The organism is Streptomyces sp. NPDC029014, from assembly GCF_055564695.1.
The window spans coordinates 1-19,960 of record NZ_JBVHVT010000123.1 but is presented as its reverse complement, the minus strand read 5'-3'; the positions used below and the strand labels follow the sequence as shown (position 1 = coordinate 19,960).

Here is a 19,960-nt window from a genome sequence, read left to right as displayed (position 1 = left end):
GACCAGGCCCCGTGAGAGCCCGGGGGGGGCGGGGGCTGCTTCTCCCCCCCCCCCCCCCCCCCTCTCTCCCCCCCCCCCCCCCCGCGTCCGGCTTCGGGTTCCGGTTCGGGTTAGGGCGGATCAGGCCGCGTACAGGTCGAAGGTGGAGCCCCGTCGGGGGCCCGCCGCCGTGTCCAGGGCCGGATCGACCGTCAGCATCGCCTGGTGCAGGCGCTGCAGCTGCGGCGAGGGCTCGACCCCGAGCTCCTCGATGAGGCGGACCCGCAGTCGCCGGTACACGTCGAGCGCGGTGGCCTGGCGGCCCGAGCGGTAGAGCGCCACCATCGCCTGCGAGTGGAGGCCCTCGTGCTCCGGATGCCGGGCGATCAGCTCGGTCAGCTCGGCGATCAGTTCGGCGTGCCGGCCGAGCCGCAGGTCGACGTCGATGCGCCGCTCGACGGTCATGAGCCGGCTCTCCTCCAGCCGCATGACCTCGATCTCGAGGATCGGGCCCACGCGTACGTCGACCAGTGCCGGGCCCTGCCAGAGCGCCAGCGCCTGGCGGAGCTTGGTGGCGGCGCGCTCGTCGTGACCCTCCTCGAACGCGCTCTGCCCGTCGGCCACGAGGCCCTCGTACTCGTGTACGTCCACGCTCTCCTGGGGTATCTGCAGGACGTAGCCGCCGTGCCGGGTGGCCAGGACTTCCTTGGCCACGCTCGGGTCGCCCGGCCCCATGGCCGTACCGAGCCGTCTGCGCAGCTGCAGGATGTAGGTCTGCAGGGTGGTGAGCGCGCTCTGCGGCAGATCGGTGCCCCAGACCTCCTCCATCAGAGTCGGTACGGGCATCACCCGCCCCGGGTAGAGCGCGAGCAACGCCAGGATCTGGCGCGGCTTGCCGGCCGTAGGAACGATGGATCCCCCGTTGACTTCGGCACTCAACGGACCCAGAACCTGAATCTTCACGGTTTCCTCCGTATGTCGTCGAGTTCCCGTCGATTACAAGCCTTCGACCAAAGCACAGTAGCGGGGCACAGGGTAAAGTCCCGGCTGCCTCTAGTCCTTGTCGAGCGGGCCTCCAACAGGACCGTTTTCGACCGTCGGACGAAATGCTAGATTTCCTAGCGAGAATGACGGTCGGAGCGCAATTCGACGCCCGGCCGCGCAGGTCTTTCCGGGATTCCCACCGGATCGCTGGGAGGAGTCGCCGATGCACTGGGACCCGCCGGAAAGCAGCTGCCTGGAGTTCCGCCTGCTGGGCCCCGTGGAGCTGTACGACCACCGGTCGGGCACGCTGACCGTGCCTTCCGGGGCCAAGCAGCGGGCGCTGTTCGCCGCTCTGGCCGTTCGGGGCGGGGAGGTGCTCTCCACCGAGCGGCTCATCGACGAGCTGTGGGGGGAGCGGCCGCCCGCGAACGCGGCGAACGCGCTCCAGGCCCACGTGGCCCGGCTGCGCCGGCAGCTGCCGCGGGCCGGCGGGGACGGCCCCGCCCGCGCCCTGATCGCCACCCACCCGCTGGGCTACCGGCTGCGGACCGGCTCCGCGAGCACCGACGTCCAACGCTTCCACCGGCTCTGCGAGCAGGGCCGGGCCGCGGTCGTCGCCGACCCGGCGCACGCCGTCGAACTGCTCCACCGGGCCCTGGAACTGTGGCGCGGCCCCGCGCTGGACGGCAGTGGGCGGGGGCACGTCTGCGCCCGCGAGGCGGAGCGGTTGGAGCAGGGCCGGCTGACCGCCCTGGAGGCCTACCACGAGGCGGGGCTGCGCAGCGGCCGGCACGCGGAGGCCTGCGAGGAGCTGGAACGGCTGACGGCGGCCCATCCCACCCGGGAGCGGTTCCACGACCTGCTGATGCTCGCCCTGTACCGGTGCGGCCGGCCGGCCGAGGCACTGGGGGTCTACGAGCGGGCCCGGCAGCGGCTGCTGGCCGAGGTCGGGGTCGGTCCCGGGCCGGCCCTGCGGGCCCGCATGGAGGCGATCCTGTGCCGGGACCCCGAGCTGGACCGGCCCTGGCCTGCCGTGCCCGCGGGCAGCTCAGGGGCGGCCTCTGCCACGGCAGCGGCGCCCCCTGTCGACCTGGGCGGGGAGATCGCCCGGCTCCGGGAGCGCATCGACGTCCTCGGGCGGGAACAACAGGAGCTGGCGCGCCGGCTGGCGGCGCTGTCCGATGCCTTCGCGGCTTCCGGGTCGACCGCGGCTCCCGTCTCCCCGGTCGTGTTCCCGGTCCCCGCCGCGCACTGACCGCATTCCCCCCACGCACGACCGCCCGGAATTCCGTTCGAGACGTTCTCGACGGGATTTCCGGGCGGCCCGTATTCACGGCCGGGGAAGGATCCGACGGCCGGGCGGAAAAGGGATCGCGGGGATCACACCCCGGCGGTTTCGGGCAGGGCGATACGGTGCGGCGCGGCGCGCCCCCACGGGAATCCGTGGTGCAGGTGCACGGCCGGCAACCGGGCGGGATCGACCTCCACCGCCACCGCCGCCAGCACCCCGGGCACCGGCTCGATCTCCAGGAAGCGCCAGCGGGCCGCCGAATCGTCGGCGGGCGGGCGGAAGGAGAGCACCCCCGCGTCCTCGGCCAGGGTGAAGACGAACGAGTCGAAGGACAGGCCGAGCCCGAGGCCGCGGGCCTTGGAGTACGCCTCCTTCAGCGTCCACAGCCGCAGGGCGCGCCGGTCGCGCGGCCGCCCCGGGGCGGCGCGGACGATCCACTCCTGCTCTTCGGCGGAGAAGGTCACGATGATGCTGTCGAGCCCGCGCTCGCCGCGGTCCAGCCGCTCGACGTCCACGCCGATGCGCAGCTCGCGGGAAACGCCCAGCAGGTTGTAGGCGTGGGCGTGCGAGAGGTTGAAGTCGAGGGTGCCGGCGCCGCGGGGAAGTCCTCCGGTCGGCGTCTGGAGGAAGGGGCGTCCGCGGGAGGAGCGCCAGATGATGGCCTCGGCCTCGGGGATGCCGGTCTCCAGGGCCAGGACGCGGCGCACCAGGGCGTGCGCGACCAGGTACTGCCGACGGTCGCGTTCGAAGAGGAACCGGCCGGCGACCTCCTGCTCGTGCTCGTCCAGCCAGTACGAGGCGAGGGTGGCGGCGATCCCGGGGGCGAGGTCCTCGTTGGGGCAGAACCACAGGTTGACGGGGGCGGCCCCGCTCCCGCCGGGCTCCGCGGGGAAGGCGCTCAGTGTGGTCATGCCGGTTCTCCCTCGCCCTCTCCCCCGCCGCCGATCCACAGCGGGGTCCGCAGGAACGCGGACGCGGGCAGCGGTACGGACACGGCGCCCGCGCCGGGGGTGCGCTCCAGCGCGGCCCAGTCGACGTCCAGTCCGGACAGCCACAGGCCGCGCAGCTGCGCGAGGTGCCCGGCCTGCCAGAGCGCGGCGAGGTAGCCGTCGGTCTCGGGCAGGCCGCCGAGCGCGAGGAGGTCGGCGCCGCCGTCGCGCAGGTCGGCGCAGGGGTCGGTGCCCCGGGCGAGCCGCTGCAGGGCGTCGGCCAGTTCGTCGGTGTCGGCCACGACGGCCGCGAACCGGCAGTCCATGGCGGCCCGTCCGGTGCGCAGGGCACGGGTGAGTGCGCCGAGCGGGGGTACCGGGCCGGGGCCGGCGAGCAGTGCGGCGAACCGCCGTGCGGTGGCCGCCAGATGGGCGGGGGTCGGCGCGGACAGCACGAACAGCTCTTGGCCGGCCGGCGTCCGGTCCCCCTCCGGGGCGTCGCCGGTGTCGGCGGCGGCGGTGTCGGCGGCGGCGGTGTCGGCGGCGGCGGCCGCGGCCGCGGCGGCCGCGGGCGGGACGTACTCCTCCAGGATGACGTGGGCGTCCACCCCGCCTGCTCCGCGTACGCCGACCCGGGCGCGCAGGGGCGTGCCGGGACCGCCGTCGGGGGTCCCGTCCTCCGCGTCGCGGCCGGGCGCCGGCGCCCGGTGGCGCAGCCGGAGCACGGCCAGGGTGAGCGCCGCGGCTCCGGTGGCGGCTCCGGCCGCGCCGACGAGGTCGCGGACGGACGCGGCGTCTTCGCGGACGGCGATGCCGCAGCCGTCGACCGCGGCCGCGCGCAGGGCAGCACGCAGCACGCGCGGTGCCGGGGCGTCGGGCGCGGCCGGCGCGGCGGACGCAGCAGGCGCGGCGGCGCAGGTCTCGTGCAGGGCCGTCGCGGCCCGGGACCGGCGGCCGGGGCCGGCGGTCGAGGGGTCGGGGGCGGTGTGGCCGACCGCGCTGCCGCGGATCACGCAGTGGACGGTGTCCCCGTCGGCCAGGGCCCGCTCCAGGGGCTTGAGCAGTATTGCACCGACGCCCTCGCCGGCTCCGGGGCGGCGGCCGGCGGGGTGCAGCAGCAGGTGGACCCCGCCCACGAGCGCGGCAGCGCACTCGCCGGCCCGCAGGGCGGCGAGTGCGTGGTGGAGGGCGACGAGGACGGAGGACTCGGCGGTGTCGACGCACTGGCTGGGGCCGGTGAGGCCGAGCAGGGACGAGAGCCGGTTGGGCAGGCTCCACTGGCCGCTCCGGGGCATCGGCAGGGGCCGCTCGCGGGTCCAGGTCCGGGCCGCGAGGAGGGCGTAGTCGCCGGTACCGGCGCCGGTGAAGACGCCGACGCTGCGGGGCGTGCCGTCCGGGGCGGTCAGGGCGTCGAGGCGGTTGCCGGTGCACCCGGCGTCCTCGAGGGCCTCCCACGCGGCCTCCAGGAACAGGCGTTCCTGGGGGTCCATCAGCGCGGCTTCGTCCGGGTCGATGCCGAAGAACTCCGCGTCGAAGTCCTGGACGCGTTCCAGGTAGTGGCCCCGCTCGTCGCCGGGGCGGCCGGGCGGCGGCGCGGAGTCGCCGCCGAGGCCCGCCTGCGTACGGTGCCAGAGGGAGGCCAGGTCGGGGGCGCCCGGATAGCGTCCGGCCATCCCGACCACGGCGACGCCTTCCGCGGCGGCCGGCCCTGCAGCGCCCGCGGCCGGCCCGTCCTGGGCGGGCTGCGCCGTGCGCGGGCCCGCGCAACCGGCCAGCAGCGCGGCTGCATGGGCGCGGTCCAGATGGCCGTTCTTGAAACGGGTCAGGACTTCCTTCTCGTCCATCTGGACGCGCTCCTTCAGGGGGGTGGTGCAGGTTCAGCTGCGGCGGGCGAGGAGGAGGACCGCCTCGTCCACGGTGAGCCGGTCGTCCCGTACGGCGTCCAGCAGGACGTCGAGGTCGCCCACCGGCAGCGGTCGTACGGGGGCGGCCGGTTCGGGCGCGGACACGGGCGCGGACACGGGCGCGGGCGCGGGCGCGGGCGCGGGCGCGGATACGGAGGCGGGCCGGGCGGCCGGCCCCGCACCCGTGCGGGCCGCGATGTAGGCCGCCACGGCGGCGAGGCTGGGGTGCTCGTAGAGCAGGACGGACCGCTCGCGGAGGCCGAAGACGCGGTTGACGACCGCGATGAACTCCGCGCCCACGATGGAGTCCACGCCCAGCACGTTGAACGCGGCGGCCGGGTCGATCTCCCCGGCCTGGCAGCACAGGATCGACGCCAGGTGCTCGCGCAGCACCTCGGCGATCTGCGGAGCAGCCGCGGTGCCCCCGGCGGGCACGGATGCGGGCGCGGGCGAGGGCACGTACGCGGACGCAGGACCGGCAGCGGGTGGCGCGTGGTACGTGGTCGCGGGACCGTACGCGGGCGTCGACGCGTGAGCGGGTGCGGTCGCGTACGCGGGCTCGGCCACGACCGCGGTCGCGCCGCCAGCGGCCCGCTTGACCTCCCGGGCGAAGGACACCGGGGTCGGGTGGTCGTACAGGTCGGTCGCCAGCACCCGCAGTCCGTACCGCGTGTTGACGACGGCCACGAACTCCACGACGAGCATCGAGTCGAGCCCGAGGGACTGGAAGGTCTGCTCGGGGTCGATCTTCTCCGGCTTGACCCGCAGGACGTCGCCGAGCACGCCGATGAGGTCCGTCAGCACGTCCGCAGGAAGGTCATTCGTCATCGGTGGCTTCTCCAGGCCGTTGGTGGAGCGCGGTCACACGGTCTGCCCGAGGACTCCGGCCGCTGCCGGCCCTCCGGGGGGCCCTCCGCGGACCGGGTCGGGGCCCGGGTCCTCCGGCGGCCCGGTGCGGAAGTTCTTCTCGGTGCCCTCGGGCACCAGACAGGGCAGCAGCAGCGACCACAGCCCCGATACGCGGCGTTGCAGTTCGGCGTGGGGCATTCCGGTGCCGGCCAGCGCTTCGATCCCGCAGGCCGCCGCGGCGACCAGCGATTCGATGCTCTCCCAGCGCCCGGCGCGCAGTTCGCCGGCGTCCCGGGCCTGGCGCAGCAGCTCGCAGACCGCGTCCAGCCAGATCCGGTGGAAGTCGGTGGCGGGCTGTGGCAGGCCCGCGCACTCCTTGGTGATACGGAAGCCCGCCGGGATCGCGGGCTCCTCGCGCAGGGTGCGGGCCAGCCAGTGCGTCGTGTCGACCAGGGTCTGCAGCGGGGAGGCCCCGGATGCGCGCGTGGCGCGCACCGACTCGTGCAGCAGCTCGCGCCCGTGCCGCTGGACCGCCTCCGCCAGTTCGTCCTTGGAGGCGAAGTGGAAGTACAGGGCGCCCTTGGTCACGCCGGCGGCCGCGGCGATCTCCCCGAGCGTGGCGCTGGCGTACCCGTTGCGGTGGAACATCTCGGCTCCCGCGTGCACCAGCTTCCTGCGGGTCCGCTCCGACCTCTCCTGCACGGCCCTGCCTCCTCGGCCTGTGGTGAGGGCGCGCGTCCGACCTGCCGGCCGGTCCGCGGCCGCCTTCCTGGTGTCGCGTGCGGCCATCTCAGCCCACGCGGACGAGTCGCTCGCTGCCGGCTTCCGCCGCCGGGCCGTCGGGACCGGCCATGAGGATCGAGCGCTGGAGCCTGCGCAGTGCGGCGGAGGGCTCGAGGCCGAGTTCGCGCACGAGGGTCTGGCGCAGCCGCTGGTAGACGTCGAGGGCCTCGCTGCGGCGGCCGGAGCGGTGCAGGGCCAGCATGAACTGGCCGTGCAGGTTCTCGTGGGTGCGGTAGCGACTGGCCAGTACGGTCAGTTCGGCGAGCAGTTCGCGGTGCCGGCCGATGCGCAGGTCGGCTTCGATGCGCTGGTCGAGGGCGCACAGCCGGGTCTCCTCGAGCCGGCGGGCCTCCATGTCCAGCTGGATGCCGCTCTGTACGTCGGCGAAGGCCGGGCCGGTCCACAGCGACAGCGCCTCGCGCAGCACCTGGGCGGCCCTGGGGAAGTCCCCGGCGTCCATGGCCCGGTAGCCCGTGCCGGCGAGCCGGTCGAACTCGCGGACGTCGCTGGTGCCGCCGCCGCTGTTGAGCAGGTAGCCGCCGGGCAGCGTGACGAGCACGTCCTTGGCGGTACGTCGGGCGGTGTCGGCGCCGGCTCCCTCGCCGGCGGCCGCGACCTGTTCCAGCGCGTTCGCGATCAGGGCCCGCAGCTGCAGGACGTACGTCTGCAGCGTGGTGCGGGCGCTGCGCGGCGGTGCTCCCGCCCACAGCTCTTCGATGAGGGCCGACACCGGGACCACCTGGTCGGCATGGAGCGCCAGGAGCGCCAGCACTTGCCGCGGCTTCGGTGCGGTGGGCGTTACGGAGACTCCTTGCTCCCGAACGGCCAGTGTGCCCAGAACTTCGATGTCCACGCCGTACTCCCCTGTCCGTGGATTCGCTTGCCTCAGTAAAAAACAGGACGGGCGGTTTGTCAATAGAAAACCGACCGGGCTGTTTTTCTTGATCAAGATGCTTGCAGTCCGCCAAACAGCCGTTTGACCTGCATGTTTGCTCAGCGAGGGGTTGATCAAGGTCGCCGCGGCACCCACATGACCCCCTCGCAGCGTGCCGGATCGACCCCGACCACCACTAGAAAAAGACCTGAAGGTCTCTAGAGTGTGCTGCTTGCACGGGGCGCCTCGACGGGTACGACCTCGTCAGGCACGAGCGTCGGCAGCAGCAGCCGCCAGAGCCGGGCGACCGCGGCCTCCGAGAGCCATCCCTCGTCGCGGGCCCCGAGCACCTCGAGACCGACGGTCGCGGCGACCACCGCCGTCACGGCGTCCGGGACGGCCACCTCCGGGCGCAGTCCGCCCTCCGCCCCGGCCCGCCCCAGCGCCGCCTCGACCCAGTCCCGCCAGTACTGGCGCAGGTCGTGCCGTGGCGCACGGGACACCTCACCGCCCAGCTGGAAGCCGGCCCGCAGCACCACGTCGGTGCGCAGCGCGCGGGCCAGTCGGTGGCTCGCGTCGACGAGGGGCTGGACCGGCCCCGCCCCCGACGGGGGCGAGTCACCCATGAGGTCGACCAGGCGGGTCAGCGCCTCGGTCTCGACCGCGTCCGCCAGGGCCGTCTTGCTGGCGAAGTGGAAGTGCAGGGCCCCGTTGCTGACGCCGGCCAGCGAACTGATCGCGGTGAGGGACGCCACCGCGTAGCCCTCCCGATCGAATATCTCGGCCGCGGCACCGATCAGGGTCGTCCGGGTGCGCAGTGCGCGTTCCTGTTTGGCCATCGACTGCTCCGTGGGTGCGTGAGGGGGCCGTGCTTGCCGAAGGCAGGCCGGAGTCGTGCTGGCCGCCGCGCCGGAAGGGGGCAGCAACCATCGGCAGCGCACTGTAACAAAACCGTCCATGCGGTTTCTAACGGGGAGACGGACATCCCACCTCTTTCAGACACCGCCGGGACGGGGATGTTGGCCCCGATCGCCCCCCATCCCCGCAACCACCGCTCAAGAACGGCTCGATGTCCCCCCTTCCCCGCAGCTGACAAGCCTGACGAAAGGCGCCCGCAAGAGCAGGGGCGCGGCCTCCGGGCAACGGGGAGTACCAGGCGAATCGGAATAAAAGACTCCGCAATCTATGCGCGAGAAGCCGATCAACACTAGAAATTAAACCGGTTGGTATGTATCTTTCCCGGCCAGGGGGAACCCCACAGCCACCTCGCACAGACCATTGGGGGAACGATGTCTGCGAGTACGTTCCACGTTGAGCGCCCGACCACCGAGAACTACCGGGCGGAGCACGGCGCCAAGTCGCGGCTGAGTCTCGCCGCCCTGCGCTACCCGACGCTGACGGCCTCCGTACCGAAGGAACTCGTGCACCGCGCCGCCGTCGCGGAGGTCATGCTCACCGACTGGGAACGTCACGACGACACGCACTTCCGGGTGGCCGCCCAGTGGCCCCGCGGCCACAACTTCTTCACGCCCGTCGACGGCCAGTACGACCCGCTGATGGCCACCGAAACGATCCGCCAGGTCGGCTACCTCCTGGCGCACGCCGAGTTCGGCGTCCCGTTCGGCCACCGGTTCCTGATGTGGAACATGGAGGTCTCCGTGGACCCCGAGCACCTGCTGGTCCGCCAGACCCCCGCGAGCCTCGACATCGAGGTCACCTGCACCCACATCAGACGGCGCGGCAGCGGCGAACTGGCAGGTCTGCGCTACGAGGCGGCGGTCCTGCGCGACGGGCAGCTCGCCGCGACCGGCGCAGTCGCGTTCACCTGCACCAACCCGGCCGCCTACGAGCGGGTCCGCGGCGAGCACCTGCACGGCTACCAGCGTCCGCTCCCGTTGACGGCCCCGGCGGCCCCGCAGAGCGTGGGACGCACCTCCCCGGTCGACGTGGTCCTGTCCCCGGTCGGCGAGGCGAACCGCTGGCGGCTGCGGGTGGACACCCGCCACCCGGTGCTCTTCGACCACCCGGTGGACCACGTCCCCGGCATGATGCTGGTCGAGGCCTCCCGCCAGGCCGCGGCCGCCGTCCTGGGGCGCTCCTCCCTCCTCCCGCTGAACGTCGCCTGCGGCTTCGAGCGGTACGTCGAACTGAGCGCCCCCTGCACGATCGAGGCCGGCACCGTGCCGGAGCTGCTGCCCGACGGCCGGCGCCGCGTGCTGGTGTCCGGACATCAGGACGGCGAGCTGTGCTTCACCTCGACCGTGACGGCCGCCGCCGCGTGAGCGGTGGTACCGACCGTCACCGCCGCCATCACATCCATCACAGCCATCACAGCCGTCACTTTTCGTCACGCTCCTGCGAACGCCCCGCGCTGCCCTCGCGCCCAGGTCCTGAACGATGCGGCCGGGCGGCCCGTAACGTCCTGCACCGTCGTCTTCACCTGCGCCTTCGCCCCCTCACGCTGCCGCCGTGCGCTCTCCAGCAGCGCCTCGACGACGGGCTCGGGATACCGCCTGCCCAGGCCGCTGCGGGCTTGCTCCGGGCTGAGTTCCTCGAACCGGATCCGGCGCCCGAGCACCTCGGAGAGCCGGGCCGTCTGCTCGACCGCCGTGACGGCCTCCGGGCCGGTCAGGGTGTGGGCCCGCCCCGCGTGACCGTGCTCGGTCAGGGCTCGCACGGCGACCTCCGCAACGTCGCCGGGGTCCACGCACGCGTTCGCCGACGTCCCCCACAGCGCCCGCACGACCCCCTCCTCACGGATGGACGCCGCCCAGGACAGCGTGTTCGACATGAACGACCGGGGGCGCAGCAGGGTCCACTCCATCCCGGAGCCGCACAGCAGTTCCTCGTTCACCCGCTGCCACCGGGTGATGAGATCGGTCGCCCCGGGGTCCTCGACGGCGGCGGCGGAGAGCTTCACCACGTGCCGCACCCCAGCAGACCGCGCGGTCCGAATGATCGGGCCGTCGTCTTCTCCGACGCGGGTGGTCACCAGGAAGAGGGCCCTCACGCCGCTCAAGGCGCGCTCCAGCGACGCAGGAGCCGCGTAGTCGCCGCGCACGATCTCAGCCGTTCCCGGAGCGCCCGTGACGCGCGCCGGTTCTCTGGCCATGATGCGGATTGCCAGGTCAGACGGTAGTCGGCGGACCACTTCCCGTCCGATCGTGCCCGTGGCGCCCGTGACAAGGATCATGAACTTCCCTCCGAACTTGACTCATTCCGCGGACTACATCTGTCGAAGCCCGTTACCCGCTGTAAGATACGTACTGCGCGGTTTTTACTCATTGGAACCCTCCGCCGGTTCGAGACGCTCCTGGAGGAGGCACTACATGGCCGAACAAGAACGAGCCATCCGCACGCGCCAGACCATCCTCATGGCTGCCGCGAGGGTCTTCGAGAGCCGCGGCTACCAGGCCGCGACCATCTCCGAGATCCTCACGGCAGCCGGGGTGACGAAGGGCGCCCTGTACTTCCACTTCCAGTCGAAGGAGGACCTGGCCCAGGGGGTGCTCGCCGAGCAGGACCAGCGCCTGACGGTGCCCGAACGGCAGTCCAAGGTGCAGGAAATGGTGGACGTGGTCATGCTCCACGCCTACCGGCTCCAGACCGACCCGCTGGTCCGCGCCGGAGTGCGGCTGTCCATGGACCAGCAGCCGGGCCTCGACCGCAGCGGCCCGTTCCTGCGCTGGGCGGAGGTCTGCAACGACATGTTCACCAAGGCCAAGACGCAGGGCGAGCTGCTGCCCCACGTCGTCCCGTCGGAGAGCGCCGACGTTTTCGTGGGCTCGTTCGCCGGCATCCAGTCCATGTCCCAGGCGGTCAGCGACTACGCGGACCTGCCGGCCAGGATCTCCGCACTCCTGCGCCACCTGCTGCCCAGCATGACGCTCCCCTCGGTCCTCGCCTCCCTGGACCTGGCCGAGACGCGCGGGCGCGCCGTCTACACCGAGGCCCTCGCGGTGGCGGACGCGCTGGAACCCTCGGTCAGCTGAGCCGTCCGGTGCCGGCCGCCGCCTCGGCGGCCGGTGCGGCTGCCGCTCTCCCGCCCGCGCTCCGCCGGACGTACGCGCGGAGCGCTTCGGCGAGCCCGGTACCGCCCGGGGTCCACGCGACGTACCCGTCGGGCCGTACGAGGAGCGCCTCGTACGGCACGTGGGGGGTGGCCCCGGCACGCACCACCTGCAGCAGTCCTGCCCGGTCCCGGGCCTCGTAGAGGTGGCCCCCGTCGCCGTCGTCCTCGCCCAGCAGCAGGAGCAGGGGGCGGCCGTCCTGCAGCAGCGCGATGACGTCGGTCGCGCCTGTCGGCGTGCCGAGCGCGGCGTTGTACAGAAACGTTCCCTCTCCGGGTGAGGTGCTCCCCGTGCGCGCGGGGAGCACCGTGTCCTGGGCGCTGATCATGCCCGTGAGGTACCCGGTGTCCCGGTCCGTGTCCAGCAGGCCGGCGAACACCTCCCGCAAGGAGTCCGGTTCCGGCCCGGGCCGCATCAGCGCGAGCTGGGCCCGGGTGTTGTCGACGACCCGCCGGGCCGCCGGCCGGCGCTCCGCGTCGTAGGTGTCGAGCAGGCCCTCGCCCGCCGCCCCGCGCACCGCGAGGGCGAGTTTCCAGCCCAGGTTGAGGGCGTCCTGCACCCCGGTGCTCAGGCCCTGGCCGCCGATCGGGAAGTGCACGTGCGCGGCGTCGCCCACCAGGAAGACCCGCCCGGCGCGGAAGCTGCGGGCCAGTCGCGTGAAGTCGCTGAAGCGGGTGAGCCAGCGGGAGTCCTCCATCGCGATCTCGCGCCCGGCGATCCGCGCCACCTCCCGCCGCAGTTCCTCCGGGGTCGGCTCCCGGTGCCGGTCGGGGTGGGCGGCGGCGCAGTCGAGCGTACGGATGTGGGTGGTGCCGCCCGCTGCGTCGGTCTTGGCCACGATCCAGCCGCGCGGGGTGCGGTGCCAGCCGTCGGCCAGGGATCCGGCCTCCCGGAGCCGGACGGTGCCCGCCAGCGCCGCCACCGTCGCCGGGTGGGTGTCCGCGGCGATGCCCGCCTGCTCGCGGACCGCGCTGCGCGCCCCGTCCGCCCCGACCAGGTACCGGGCGGTGACGGTCACGGGGCCCTGCGGCCCCTCCGCCCGGACGGTGACCCCGTCGTCGTCCTGGTCGGTCCCGGTGACCCGGTGCCGGCGCAGGATCGTTGCGCCCGCCTCGCGGGCGCGGCGCTCGAAGTGCCGTTCGAGCTGCACCTGGGGGCGTTTGAGGATGGGTTCCGGCTCGCCCGGCGGCGCGGTGATGACGAGCCCGGGCAGCCCGCCGAAGTGGAAGGGGCTGCTGCCGCCCGCGTACGGGGACACGTCGGGCGGCAGGTGGCCGCGCCGGGCCAGGCTCTGCACGGCCCGGGCGTGCAGGGTGGTCGCCTTGGGCCGCTCGGACGGCTCGACCCGCGCTTCGAGGAGCACGGTGTCGACCCCGTACCCGGCCAGTTCGGCCGCGAGCAGCAGGCCGACCGGCCCGCCCCCGACGATCGCCACGTCCGCCTGCACCGCACGTCCCCCTGGTTCCGTCCCCTGGGCGGGCGGCCGTACGCTCCCGCGGCCCCCGCATACGTGAAAGGTGGCAGGACGGCGTATCTCCCCGACGGCGCCATCCCGCCGCGGCCGAAAATATACCGGATGGACGGTTCTTTTGTAATGCGCAGGCACGGACGCGCCACCGGCCGGAACCGGGACGGATTCGGGCCTCAGCGGCACGGCAGGGCGACTGGACCGGACCGGACCGGCCTCGGCCACGGGGCCACGGCCCGGGCCCCTGCCGCCGCCCCGTTACGACAGCGGCGGCCCGCCGTGCAGTAACGACGAGCAAGGCCCGCCCTCGGACCGCTCGGTCTTGCGGCCCTTGCTGCCCGGAGCCAGTGTCCGCGCGTCCACGGCCTCGGCCGGCGCCCCCGTGGCGTACAGCCCCTCGGGCGCGCTGTCCCGGTCGTGCGGGAGCAGCCAGAACACCCGCCGCCGGAAGGTCCCGGAGGAGCGGGACGGCTTGGCCCCGGGGCCGAGCAGGGCGTAGCCGACCATGCGGCCGTCGCGGTGGTAGGCGGGCCTTCCGCGCCGGGTCGGCAGCCGGTCCAGGCTCTGCCGGACGTAGTCGAGGCCGCCGACGTCCTCGAGCCAGACGAGTTCGACCTCGTGGACGATCTCGTCCTCGGTGATGAGGGCGCTCATGCGGTCTCCTCGTGCGCGAGCAAGCCGATGCCCGGGTAGTACTTGCGCTGGTTGGAAAGGATCATCTCCTTGGGCGACGCGAGCCCCACCGTCTCGCGGACGCGGGCCGCGAACCCCCGCGAGGAGACGGGCGGGGCGCCCTCGTTCTGGCACCACCCGCGGTAGGCGGCGTAGAGCTGCGCCTGCTCCGCCCGCAGGTCCGGTGCCAGTCGGCAGGCCTCTCCGAGGAAGCGTCCGGTGTGGTCCTCGGTCTCCGCGTACGCGGTCGTCGCGATCCGTACGCGTTCGGGCCCGGTGAGGTCCTTGTCGCCGCCGAGGTAGCGGCCGGCGCCCCGGATGAGCCAGTTGAGGATGCCGGAGCCCTCCTCCGTCACCAGGATGTCCGCCAGGTTGTCGATCTTGCGGTCGTCGGACACGACGCGTTCGAACGGGATCAGCCTCATGCGCCGCCAGAACGCGAAGCCGCCGGTGCCGACCTCCGGGCGGTGGTTGCCCAGCAGCCACAGCTTGTGCGTGGGTTCGAAGCTGAAGAAGTCCTGCCGCATCCGTCGGGCCTTGATCCGGTCGCCGCCGGTGAGCAGCTTGACGCGGGCCTCGTCGAACTTGTCGCCGGGCTTGACCTCGCTGCACACGATGACGCGGCGGCCGTGCAGTTCGGCGAGGTCGGTGGGGTGGCCCTCGTACGGGCGGGCCATCAGGAATCCGGGCGGCGCGGCGTCGGCGTAGTCCCCGAGCAGCTTCATCAGCACGTCCAGCAGGACGGACTTGCCGTTCTTGCCGGAGCCGAAGAGGAACGGCATGACCTGGCCGCCGACGTCGCCGGTGATGGAGTAGCCGAGCATCAGCTGGACGAAGCCGATCATCTGCGCCCCCTCCGGCCCGTCGCCGAAGGTGTCGGCGAGGAAGCGGTCCCAGCGGGGCGTGGGGATCCCCTCGGGCGCCACCGTGGTGGACCGGGAGTGGAGGTCGCGGCCGGGGACGGGGGCCCGCAGGTGCCCGGTGAACAGGTCGACGATGCCGCCGGGGGTGCACAGGGCATACGGATCGGCGTCCAGGCGGGCCGCGTTCAGGATCATCCCGGGGGCCGACTTGGCCTGGGTCAGCATCGCGTTGATGCCGCTGGTGCTGAGGGCGCGGCGGCGGTGCTGGTGCAGGGCGGAGGGGGTGTGGACGCCGTGCGGGTCGGTGGTGGCGATGGACTCGGCCAGGTCCCCGGCCGCCCAGAGCACCGTGTCGTCCTCGTCGGCCTGCCAGCGGGTGCTGTCCCAGCGGTACCAGCCGAGGCCGGGGACGTGCCGGTAGTCGTCGGCGTACAGCTTGACGAACAGTTTGGCGTTGCCGCGGTCGGTCAGCGTGTCCGGGAGCAGCCCGTGGGCCGTGACGGACGCCCCGCCGACGGCCGGGGACACGGAGGCCGTCCCGGACCGGGACACCACCGCAGAGGCTGCCGGCATCGCAGCCGGGGGAACGGCCGGCGGCACAGCCGGGATCGTCGCGGCCGGGATCGTCGCAGCCGTCGCGGCCGGGGCGACCTGCAGCGCCAGGATCTGCTCGGCGACGGCCCGGGCGTCGAAAACGCCCGACACCATGTCGGAGCCCGGCTTCTGATCGGGGGTCACCGGTGTCCTCCGCGGGGCGTCAGCGGACGGCGCAGGCCCGCGCCCAGACCACTGCGGATGATCGCGAGGGAGCGGCGTTCCTGGCCCGGGCGGGCGTACTCGGCGGCGGCGCGGAGGGCCCGAGCGGCCTCGGACTCGGTGAGCAGCCCGGCGCCGACCAAACCGCCGGCGGTGTACGCGGCACGGTTGAGCTTCTCGGAGAACGCAGCCCCCTCGGGCACGGCGGCGCAGTCGGCCACCACGGCGAGCACCGTCGCCAGGACCCGGACCGGACCACCGCCGTGGCCGCCGAGACTCCCGTTGCCGCCCCGGACGGCGGCAACGGCCTGCCGGCCCCTGGGCGGTAGGGGCCGCGGGGCGGGCACCTCGGCGGGCGGCAGGTGCCCGGTGCGCTCCAGCTCGCGGGCCAGCCAGCCGGGGAGCGGTGCGGGTTCGCGTGCGCCGCCGACGGGCGTGTACGTGCCGGCGGCGGTCACGGTGCCGGGGGCGACGACGTAGCCGCCGTGCGCCCGTACGTCGACCTGCCAGGCCAGCGCGCGGCCGGCGCCGGAGCCGGTGGAGCACTGCCAGCGCTGGTCGCGCCGGGCCCGGTACCAGACGTGCAGCCCGCCCGAGGGGGTGCGCACGCGCAGGGTCGCCGTGTCGTGCGCCGGGTGCTGCTCGCCCCGCAGGGCCGCCAGCACGCCGAGGGTGTGGAAGCCGTCGGCGAGTCCGGTCAGGTCGACGCCGTCGGGCACCGGGATGCCCGGCAGGAGCCGACTGCGGTCCGGCAGGGGGCGCTCGTGCGCGTCGATGTCGATGACGACCAGGCCGGCGGGGCCGCACGCGACGCCCACGCCGAGCTCGGGATCGGTCTGCCACCAACGGGCGATCCGGGAGAGGTCGAGGGTGGCGGCCCGGAACCCGTGGCACCGGCGACCGGACCGCAGACAACCGCAGTCCCGGTAGCCGTGGCCCGGGGCCCGGCAGTCCTCGCAGTTGGCCACGGGCGTCTTGCGGCCCGCGGCGAGCGGGTGGACGGGCCATCCCTGGTCGGCGCACCAGCGGGCGGTGGCGAAGGAGCGACCGGCGGCCTCCCGGCCGGAGGCGGACATACGTGAGTCGCTGGGCGAAACGAGCAGCTCAGAAGCCATTCCCATCCCCTATCAGCGACTGAAGCGACTCAATGACGGACATACGTTGACGAAGGTCGGTGCCACAGGAACCCCTTGAACCCCACGCACGCGGCGCGTGCTCGACAGGACCCGAAATCTCCGTGCCAGCGACCGGCCGCCCTTTCGGTCGCTGCCACACTAGCCCGGAAGAACCACAGGTCAGGGCCCTGCGCCGAGTCGAAAAGCGACTGAAGCGACTCAAGTTCGCCCTCTATGACGCACACACGCGCACGCAGGAATGTCTTCATATATCCGAACCCCGGGTCGCTTCGGTCGCTCCCCCTCCCGGACACAGCCTCTGACCTGGGGTTTTAACCCCAGGGCCGGACAGCTACCCAGCGACCGGCCGGGTCGCTGCACCCCGGTGGCCGCCCCCGGCCCCGCTCCCTCCCCCACCGCGGGACTTGAGGTCGCCTCAAGCGGGACCCCAGCGCGCATCGAGGTCCCCGTGCCTGCGGGTGCTCGTCTGGGGGGCGGCCGCTCACCTACCGCCCACCCCGGCGCACGCATCACCGCGGCAGGGGGCTCACCCCGCGGCGCCCTCGCCCGACGCGCCCGGCTCCCCCGCCAGCAGCAGCTTCTTCTGCGGCTTGCCCATGGCGTTGCGCGGCAGCGACGCGACGAACCGCACCTCGCGCGGCCGCTTGTGCACCGACAGGTGCGCGGCGACGAAGTCCGTCAGCTCGGCTCCCGTCACCCCCTCGGCGACGACGAACGCGACGATCCGTTGCCCGAGGTCGGTGTCCGGTACGCCCACGACCGCGGCCTCGCGCACCCGCGGGTGGTCCAGCAGGGCGTTCTCGATCTCCCCCGCGCCGATCCGGTAGCCCCCCGACTTGATCATGTCGATGGAGGCCCGGCCCACGATCCGGTGCACCCCGTCCGCCGCGTCGACGGCCGCGATGTCGCCGGTACGGAACCAGCCGTCCTCCGTGTACGCCGCCGCCGTGGCCTCCGGCCGTCCCAGGTACCCCTGGAACAGCGTCGGCCCGGTCAGCTGGAGTTCCCCGATCTCCGCGCCCGGCTCGGCCGCGATCCGGGTGCGGATGCCCGGCAGCGGCGTGCCGACCGTCCCGGGGTGCACCTCGCCGCCGGCCCGCCCGCTCACCGTGATCAGCGTCTCCGTCATCCCGTAGCGCTCCACGGGCCGCAGCCCGGTCAGCCGTTCCAGGTCCCGGAAGACCGGCGCGGGCAGGGCCGCGCTGCCCGACACCAGCAGCCGCGCCCCGGACAGCGCGCCGGCCGCCTCCGGCTCGGCCGCGATCCGGGACCACACCGTCGGCACCCCGAAGTACAGGCTGCCGCCGGCCGCCGCGTACGCCTCGGGCGTCGGCCGCCCGGTGTGCACGAGGCGGCTGCCGGTGCGCAGGGCCCCGAGCACACCGAGCACCAGTCCGTGCACGTGGAACAGCGGCAGCCCGTGCACGAGGGTGTCCTCCGCGCTCCACTGCCAGGCGCCGGCGAGGGCGTCGAGGTCGGCGGCGATCGCCTCGCCGGTCAGGACGACGCCCTTGGGCGCGCCCGTGGTCCCGGAGGTGTACAGCACGAGCGCCGGATCCCCGGGTCCGCCGCCCGGGCCGTCGTGGGCCGCGGAGCCCGAGGACCGCCGCGCGAAGTCCACGTCGACGAGGACCGCCCCGGAGTCCCGCAGGATGTGCTCCCGCTCCGCGGCCCCGGCATCCGGCGGCAGCGGTACGAACGGCACCCCCGCCAGCAGCCCGCCGACCGCCGCGGCGACCGTCTCCAGCGACGCCGTCGCGGTCACCGCGAACGCCGGCGCCCCGGCCACGTCGGCGGCCACCACCCGGGCCGCGGCGAGCAGTTCCTCGTACGAGGCGGTCCGCCCCGCGACGCAGATCGCGTCCTTGCGGTCCCCGTACACCCCGTCCAGTGCGGTCAGCACGCCCTGCCTCCTGTGATCACGTCACGTCCCCTCACCCGGCGGTCCGGGAGCCCAGGCTATGCCGCCGGGGGTGGCCTGGTGCGGCCCCCGGCCCTAAGTTGATCATCATCGGGGCCGGCGCAGCGGCCCGGCGAAGAAACTTCAGGAAAATTCGCCGCCGGATGTCGAGACCCCTCGCCCCGCTCCGACCGAAGGGTGAGAGCACGCCGAAGGGGCGCGCACGACGGGAAGGACACCCGGACATGAAGTACGTCGCGATGATCTACGGCAACCAGGCCAAGTGGGACTCCTTCCCCGCCGAGGCCTGGCCCGAGGCGATCGCCCAGCAGGACGCGTTCAACCGCAAGTACCGCGAGAGCGGCCACCTGATCGGCGCGTACGGCCTCGCCGACGCGGCCGCCGCCCAGCTCGTACGCCGCGAGAACGGCGCCCCGGCGGTCACCGACGGCCCGTACCTGGAGACCAAGGAGTACGTGGCCAGCTTCTACCTGCTCGACTGCGAAAGCCTGGAGGAGGCCCAGCGGATCGCCGCGGACATGCCGTTCGCCGATGTGGACCCGGTGGAGCTGTGGCCGGTGCTGCACGAGGCCTCGGCGGACCTGTGACCGGTCTGCCCGCCCTCCCCCGCGCGACCGAGGACCTGCTGCGCGAACTGGCGCCGCAGGTCCTCGGGGCCCTCGTCCGCCGCCACGGCCGCGGTGCCTTCGACACCTGCGAGGACGCCGTGCAGGAGGCACTGCTCGCCGCGGCCACGCGCTGGCCGGAGACGGGGCTGCCGGACAACCCGCGCGGCTGGCTGGTCACGGTCTCCTCCCGCCGCCTCGTGGACGAGGTGCGCAGCGAGGCGGCCCGCCGGCGCCGCGAGGACGCGCTCGCCCTGGCCACCCCGCAGGCCGCCCTGCTCGCGCCCGCCGCCGACGCCGATGCCGCCGCGGACCGGGACGACTCGCTCGCACTGCTCTTCCTGTGCTGCCACCGGGACCTGTCGCCCGCGAGCCGCATCGCCCTGACGTTGCGCGCGGTGGGCGGCCTGACCACCGGGCAGATCGCGGCCGCGTTCCTGGTGCCCGAGACGACGATGGCCCAGCGCATCAGCCGCGCCAAGCAGACCGTCAAGGCGTCCACGGCCGCCCTGGTCCCGCCGCCGGGCGGCGCGGAGCGCGCCGAGCGGCTCGCCGAGGTACGGCACGTGCTGTACCTCGTCTTCAACGAGGGCTACACCGCGACCGGCGGCCCCGACCTGACGGCGCCCGAGCTGTCCGCGGAGGCGATCCGGCTGACCCGGATGCTGCACCGTCTGCTGCCCGACGACGCCGAGACGGCCGGCCTGCTCGCCCTGATGCTGCTCACGGACGCACGCCGTCCGGCGCGTACCGGCCCGGGGGGGGGGGGGGGGGGGGGGGGGGGGGGGGGGAGGGGAGGGAGGGGGGGGGGGGGGGGGGGGGGGCGCGTAGATCGCCGAATGTTCGGCGGGCGGGATGATCTCCGCCGCTCCGGCT

At 73.9% G+C, this 19,960-nt stretch carries 18 protein-coding genes; 5 read left to right on the top strand and 13 right to left on the bottom strand.

Going from position 1 to position 19,960, the window contains the following annotated elements:
* Positions 1 to 120: 120 nt before the first annotated feature.
* Positions 121 to 942 carry an AfsR/SARP family transcriptional regulator gene (locus ACZ4VL_RS37650; protein WP_468209577.1) on the bottom strand — a complete coding sequence of 274 codons (822 nt, stop codon included), beginning with the start codon at positions 940 to 942 and terminating at the stop codon, positions 121 to 123.
* A 244-nt stretch (positions 943 to 1,186) separates the two neighbouring features.
* On the opposite strand from ACZ4VL_RS37650, the gene ACZ4VL_RS37645 reads away from it, so the two are divergent.
* Positions 1,187 to 2,218, top strand: coding sequence for an AfsR/SARP family transcriptional regulator (locus tag ACZ4VL_RS37645; protein WP_468209574.1), 1,032 nt, complete (start codon positions 1,187 to 1,189; stop codon positions 2,216 to 2,218).
* A 125-nt stretch (positions 2,219 to 2,343) separates the two neighbouring features.
* Here the strand turns inward: ACZ4VL_RS37645 and ACZ4VL_RS37640 are convergent, their stop codons facing one another.
* The 6 genes from ACZ4VL_RS37640 to ACZ4VL_RS37615 form a co-directional block, all read right to left on the bottom strand.
* Positions 2,344 to 3,165: a 4'-phosphopantetheinyl transferase family protein gene (locus tag ACZ4VL_RS37640; protein ID WP_468209572.1), complete on the bottom strand. Its 822-nt coding sequence runs from the start codon at positions 3,163 to 3,165 to the stop codon at positions 2,344 to 2,346.
* Complete coding sequence (locus tag ACZ4VL_RS37635; protein WP_468209569.1) at positions 3,162 to 5,027, bottom strand: beta-ketoacyl [acyl carrier protein] synthase domain-containing protein; 1,866 nt, start codon at positions 5,025 to 5,027, stop codon at positions 3,162 to 3,164. Before ACZ4VL_RS37635 ends, ACZ4VL_RS37640 begins: the two co-directional genes overlap by 4 nt.
* Before the next feature lie 33 nt (positions 5,028 to 5,060).
* Positions 5,061 to 5,915, bottom strand: coding sequence for a phosphopantetheine-binding protein (locus tag ACZ4VL_RS37630; RefSeq protein WP_468209566.1), 855 nt, complete (start codon positions 5,913 to 5,915; stop codon positions 5,061 to 5,063).
* A gap of 33 nt (positions 5,916 to 5,948) precedes the next feature.
* Positions 5,949 to 6,638: a ScbR family autoregulator-binding transcription factor gene (locus ACZ4VL_RS37625; RefSeq protein ID WP_468209563.1), complete on the bottom strand. Its 690-nt coding sequence runs from the start codon at positions 6,636 to 6,638 to the stop codon at positions 5,949 to 5,951.
* A gap of 88 nt (positions 6,639 to 6,726) precedes the next feature.
* A complete protein-coding gene (locus tag ACZ4VL_RS37620) occupies positions 6,727 to 7,572 on the bottom strand; it encodes an AfsR/SARP family transcriptional regulator (protein ID WP_468209560.1) in 846 nt (281 codons plus the stop codon).
* A 239-nt stretch (positions 7,573 to 7,811) separates the two neighbouring features.
* The gene (locus ACZ4VL_RS37615; RefSeq protein WP_468209558.1) at positions 7,812 to 8,432 is read right to left on the bottom strand and encodes a ScbR family autoregulator-binding transcription factor; all 621 of its coding nucleotides are present in this window, start codon (positions 8,430 to 8,432) and stop codon (positions 7,812 to 7,814) included.
* A 450-nt stretch (positions 8,433 to 8,882) separates the two neighbouring features.
* On the opposite strand from ACZ4VL_RS37615, the gene ACZ4VL_RS37610 reads away from it, so the two are divergent.
* A complete protein-coding gene (locus ACZ4VL_RS37610) occupies positions 8,883 to 9,875 on the top strand; it encodes a ScbA/BarX family gamma-butyrolactone biosynthesis protein (RefSeq protein ID WP_468209555.1) in 993 nt (330 codons plus the stop codon).
* 65 nt (positions 9,876 to 9,940) lie between these two features.
* Here ACZ4VL_RS37610 and ACZ4VL_RS37605 read toward each other — a convergent pair whose 3' ends face one another.
* On the bottom strand, positions 9,941 to 10,786 hold the full coding sequence (locus ACZ4VL_RS37605) for an SDR family oxidoreductase (RefSeq protein ID WP_468209553.1): 846 nt from the start codon (positions 10,784 to 10,786) through the stop codon (positions 9,941 to 9,943).
* Positions 10,787 to 10,922: 136 nt separating this feature from the next.
* On the opposite strand from ACZ4VL_RS37605, the gene ACZ4VL_RS37600 reads away from it, so the two are divergent.
* Complete coding sequence (locus tag ACZ4VL_RS37600; RefSeq protein WP_468209551.1) at positions 10,923 to 11,585, top strand: ScbR family autoregulator-binding transcription factor; 663 nt, start codon at positions 10,923 to 10,925, stop codon at positions 11,583 to 11,585.
* On the opposite strand, the gene ACZ4VL_RS37595 is transcribed toward ACZ4VL_RS37600, so the two are convergent.
* From ACZ4VL_RS37595 to ACZ4VL_RS37575, 5 genes are all read right to left on the bottom strand, one after another.
* Positions 11,578 to 13,098: an FAD-dependent monooxygenase gene (locus tag ACZ4VL_RS37595; protein ID WP_468209549.1), complete on the bottom strand. Its 1,521-nt coding sequence runs from the start codon at positions 13,096 to 13,098 to the stop codon at positions 11,578 to 11,580. The two genes, ACZ4VL_RS37600 and ACZ4VL_RS37595, sit on opposite strands and share 8 nt — an antisense overlap.
* Before the next feature lie 291 nt (positions 13,099 to 13,389).
* Positions 13,390 to 13,785: a DUF6009 family protein gene (locus ACZ4VL_RS37590; protein WP_468209547.1), complete on the bottom strand. Its 396-nt coding sequence runs from the start codon at positions 13,783 to 13,785 to the stop codon at positions 13,390 to 13,392.
* On the bottom strand, positions 13,782 to 15,374 hold the full coding sequence (locus ACZ4VL_RS37585; protein ID WP_468209583.1) for a DNA primase family protein: 1,593 nt from the start codon (positions 15,372 to 15,374) through the stop codon (positions 13,782 to 13,784). Before ACZ4VL_RS37585 ends, ACZ4VL_RS37590 begins: the two co-directional genes overlap by 4 nt.
* Positions 15,375 to 15,400: 26 nt before the next feature.
* Positions 15,401 to 16,537, bottom strand: coding sequence for a bifunctional DNA primase/polymerase (locus ACZ4VL_RS37580; RefSeq protein ID WP_468209544.1), 1,137 nt, complete (start codon positions 16,535 to 16,537; stop codon positions 15,401 to 15,403).
* 547 nt (positions 16,538 to 17,084) lie between these two features.
* Positions 17,085 to 18,461 (bottom strand): AMP-binding protein, encoded by a 1,377-nt coding sequence (locus tag ACZ4VL_RS37575; RefSeq protein WP_468209543.1) that lies wholly within the window; start codon positions 18,459 to 18,461, stop codon positions 17,085 to 17,087.
* 242 nt (positions 18,462 to 18,703) lie between these two features.
* Between ACZ4VL_RS37575 and ACZ4VL_RS37570 the strand changes: the two genes are divergently transcribed.
* Both ACZ4VL_RS37570 and ACZ4VL_RS37565 read left to right on the top strand, forming a co-directional pair.
* Positions 18,704 to 19,066 (top strand): YciI family protein, encoded by a 363-nt coding sequence (locus tag ACZ4VL_RS37570; protein ID WP_468209540.1) that lies wholly within the window; start codon positions 18,704 to 18,706, stop codon positions 19,064 to 19,066.
* Positions 19,067 to 19,071: 5 nt separating this feature from the next.
* Positions 19,072 to 19,960, top strand: an 889-nt coding sequence (locus tag ACZ4VL_RS37565; RefSeq protein ID WP_468209580.1) for an RNA polymerase sigma factor, incomplete at its 3' end; no start/stop codon positions are given.

Bases quoted from the DNA above. Each gene is read 5' to 3' on its own strand.
- ACZ4VL_RS37645 (WP_468209574.1), top strand. From the start codon at position 1,187: ATGCACTGGGACCCGCCGGAAAGCAGCTGCCTGGAGTTCCGCCTGCTG.
- ACZ4VL_RS37640 (WP_468209572.1), bottom strand. From the start codon at position 3,165: ATGACCACACTGAGCGCCTTCCCCGCGGAGCCCGGCGGGAGCGGGGCC.
- ACZ4VL_RS37635 (WP_468209569.1), bottom strand. From the start codon at position 5,027: ATGGACGAGAAGGAAGTCCTGACCCGTTTCAAGAACGGCCATCTGGAC.
- ACZ4VL_RS37630 (WP_468209566.1), bottom strand. From the start codon at position 5,915: ATGACGAATGACCTTCCTGCGGACGTGCTGACGGACCTCATCGGCGTG.
- ACZ4VL_RS37615 (WP_468209558.1), bottom strand. From the start codon at position 8,432: ATGGCCAAACAGGAACGCGCACTGCGCACCCGGACGACCCTGATCGGT.
- ACZ4VL_RS37610 (WP_468209555.1), top strand. From the start codon at position 8,883: ATGTCTGCGAGTACGTTCCACGTTGAGCGCCCGACCACCGAGAACTAC.
- ACZ4VL_RS37605 (WP_468209553.1), bottom strand. From the start codon at position 10,786: ATGATCCTTGTCACGGGCGCCACGGGCACGATCGGACGGGAAGTGGTC.
- ACZ4VL_RS37600 (WP_468209551.1), top strand. From the start codon at position 10,923: ATGGCCGAACAAGAACGAGCCATCCGCACGCGCCAGACCATCCTCATG.
- ACZ4VL_RS37590 (WP_468209547.1), bottom strand. From the start codon at position 13,785: ATGAGCGCCCTCATCACCGAGGACGAGATCGTCCACGAGGTCGAACTC.
- ACZ4VL_RS37585 (WP_468209583.1), bottom strand. From the start codon at position 15,374: ATGGTGTCGGGCGTTTTCGACGCCCGGGCCGTCGCCGAGCAGATCCTG.
- ACZ4VL_RS37580 (WP_468209544.1), bottom strand. From the start codon at position 16,537: ATGGCTTCTGAGCTGCTCGTTTCGCCCAGCGACTCACGTATGTCCGCC.
- ACZ4VL_RS37570 (WP_468209540.1), top strand. From the start codon at position 18,704: ATGAAGTACGTCGCGATGATCTACGGCAACCAGGCCAAGTGGGACTCC.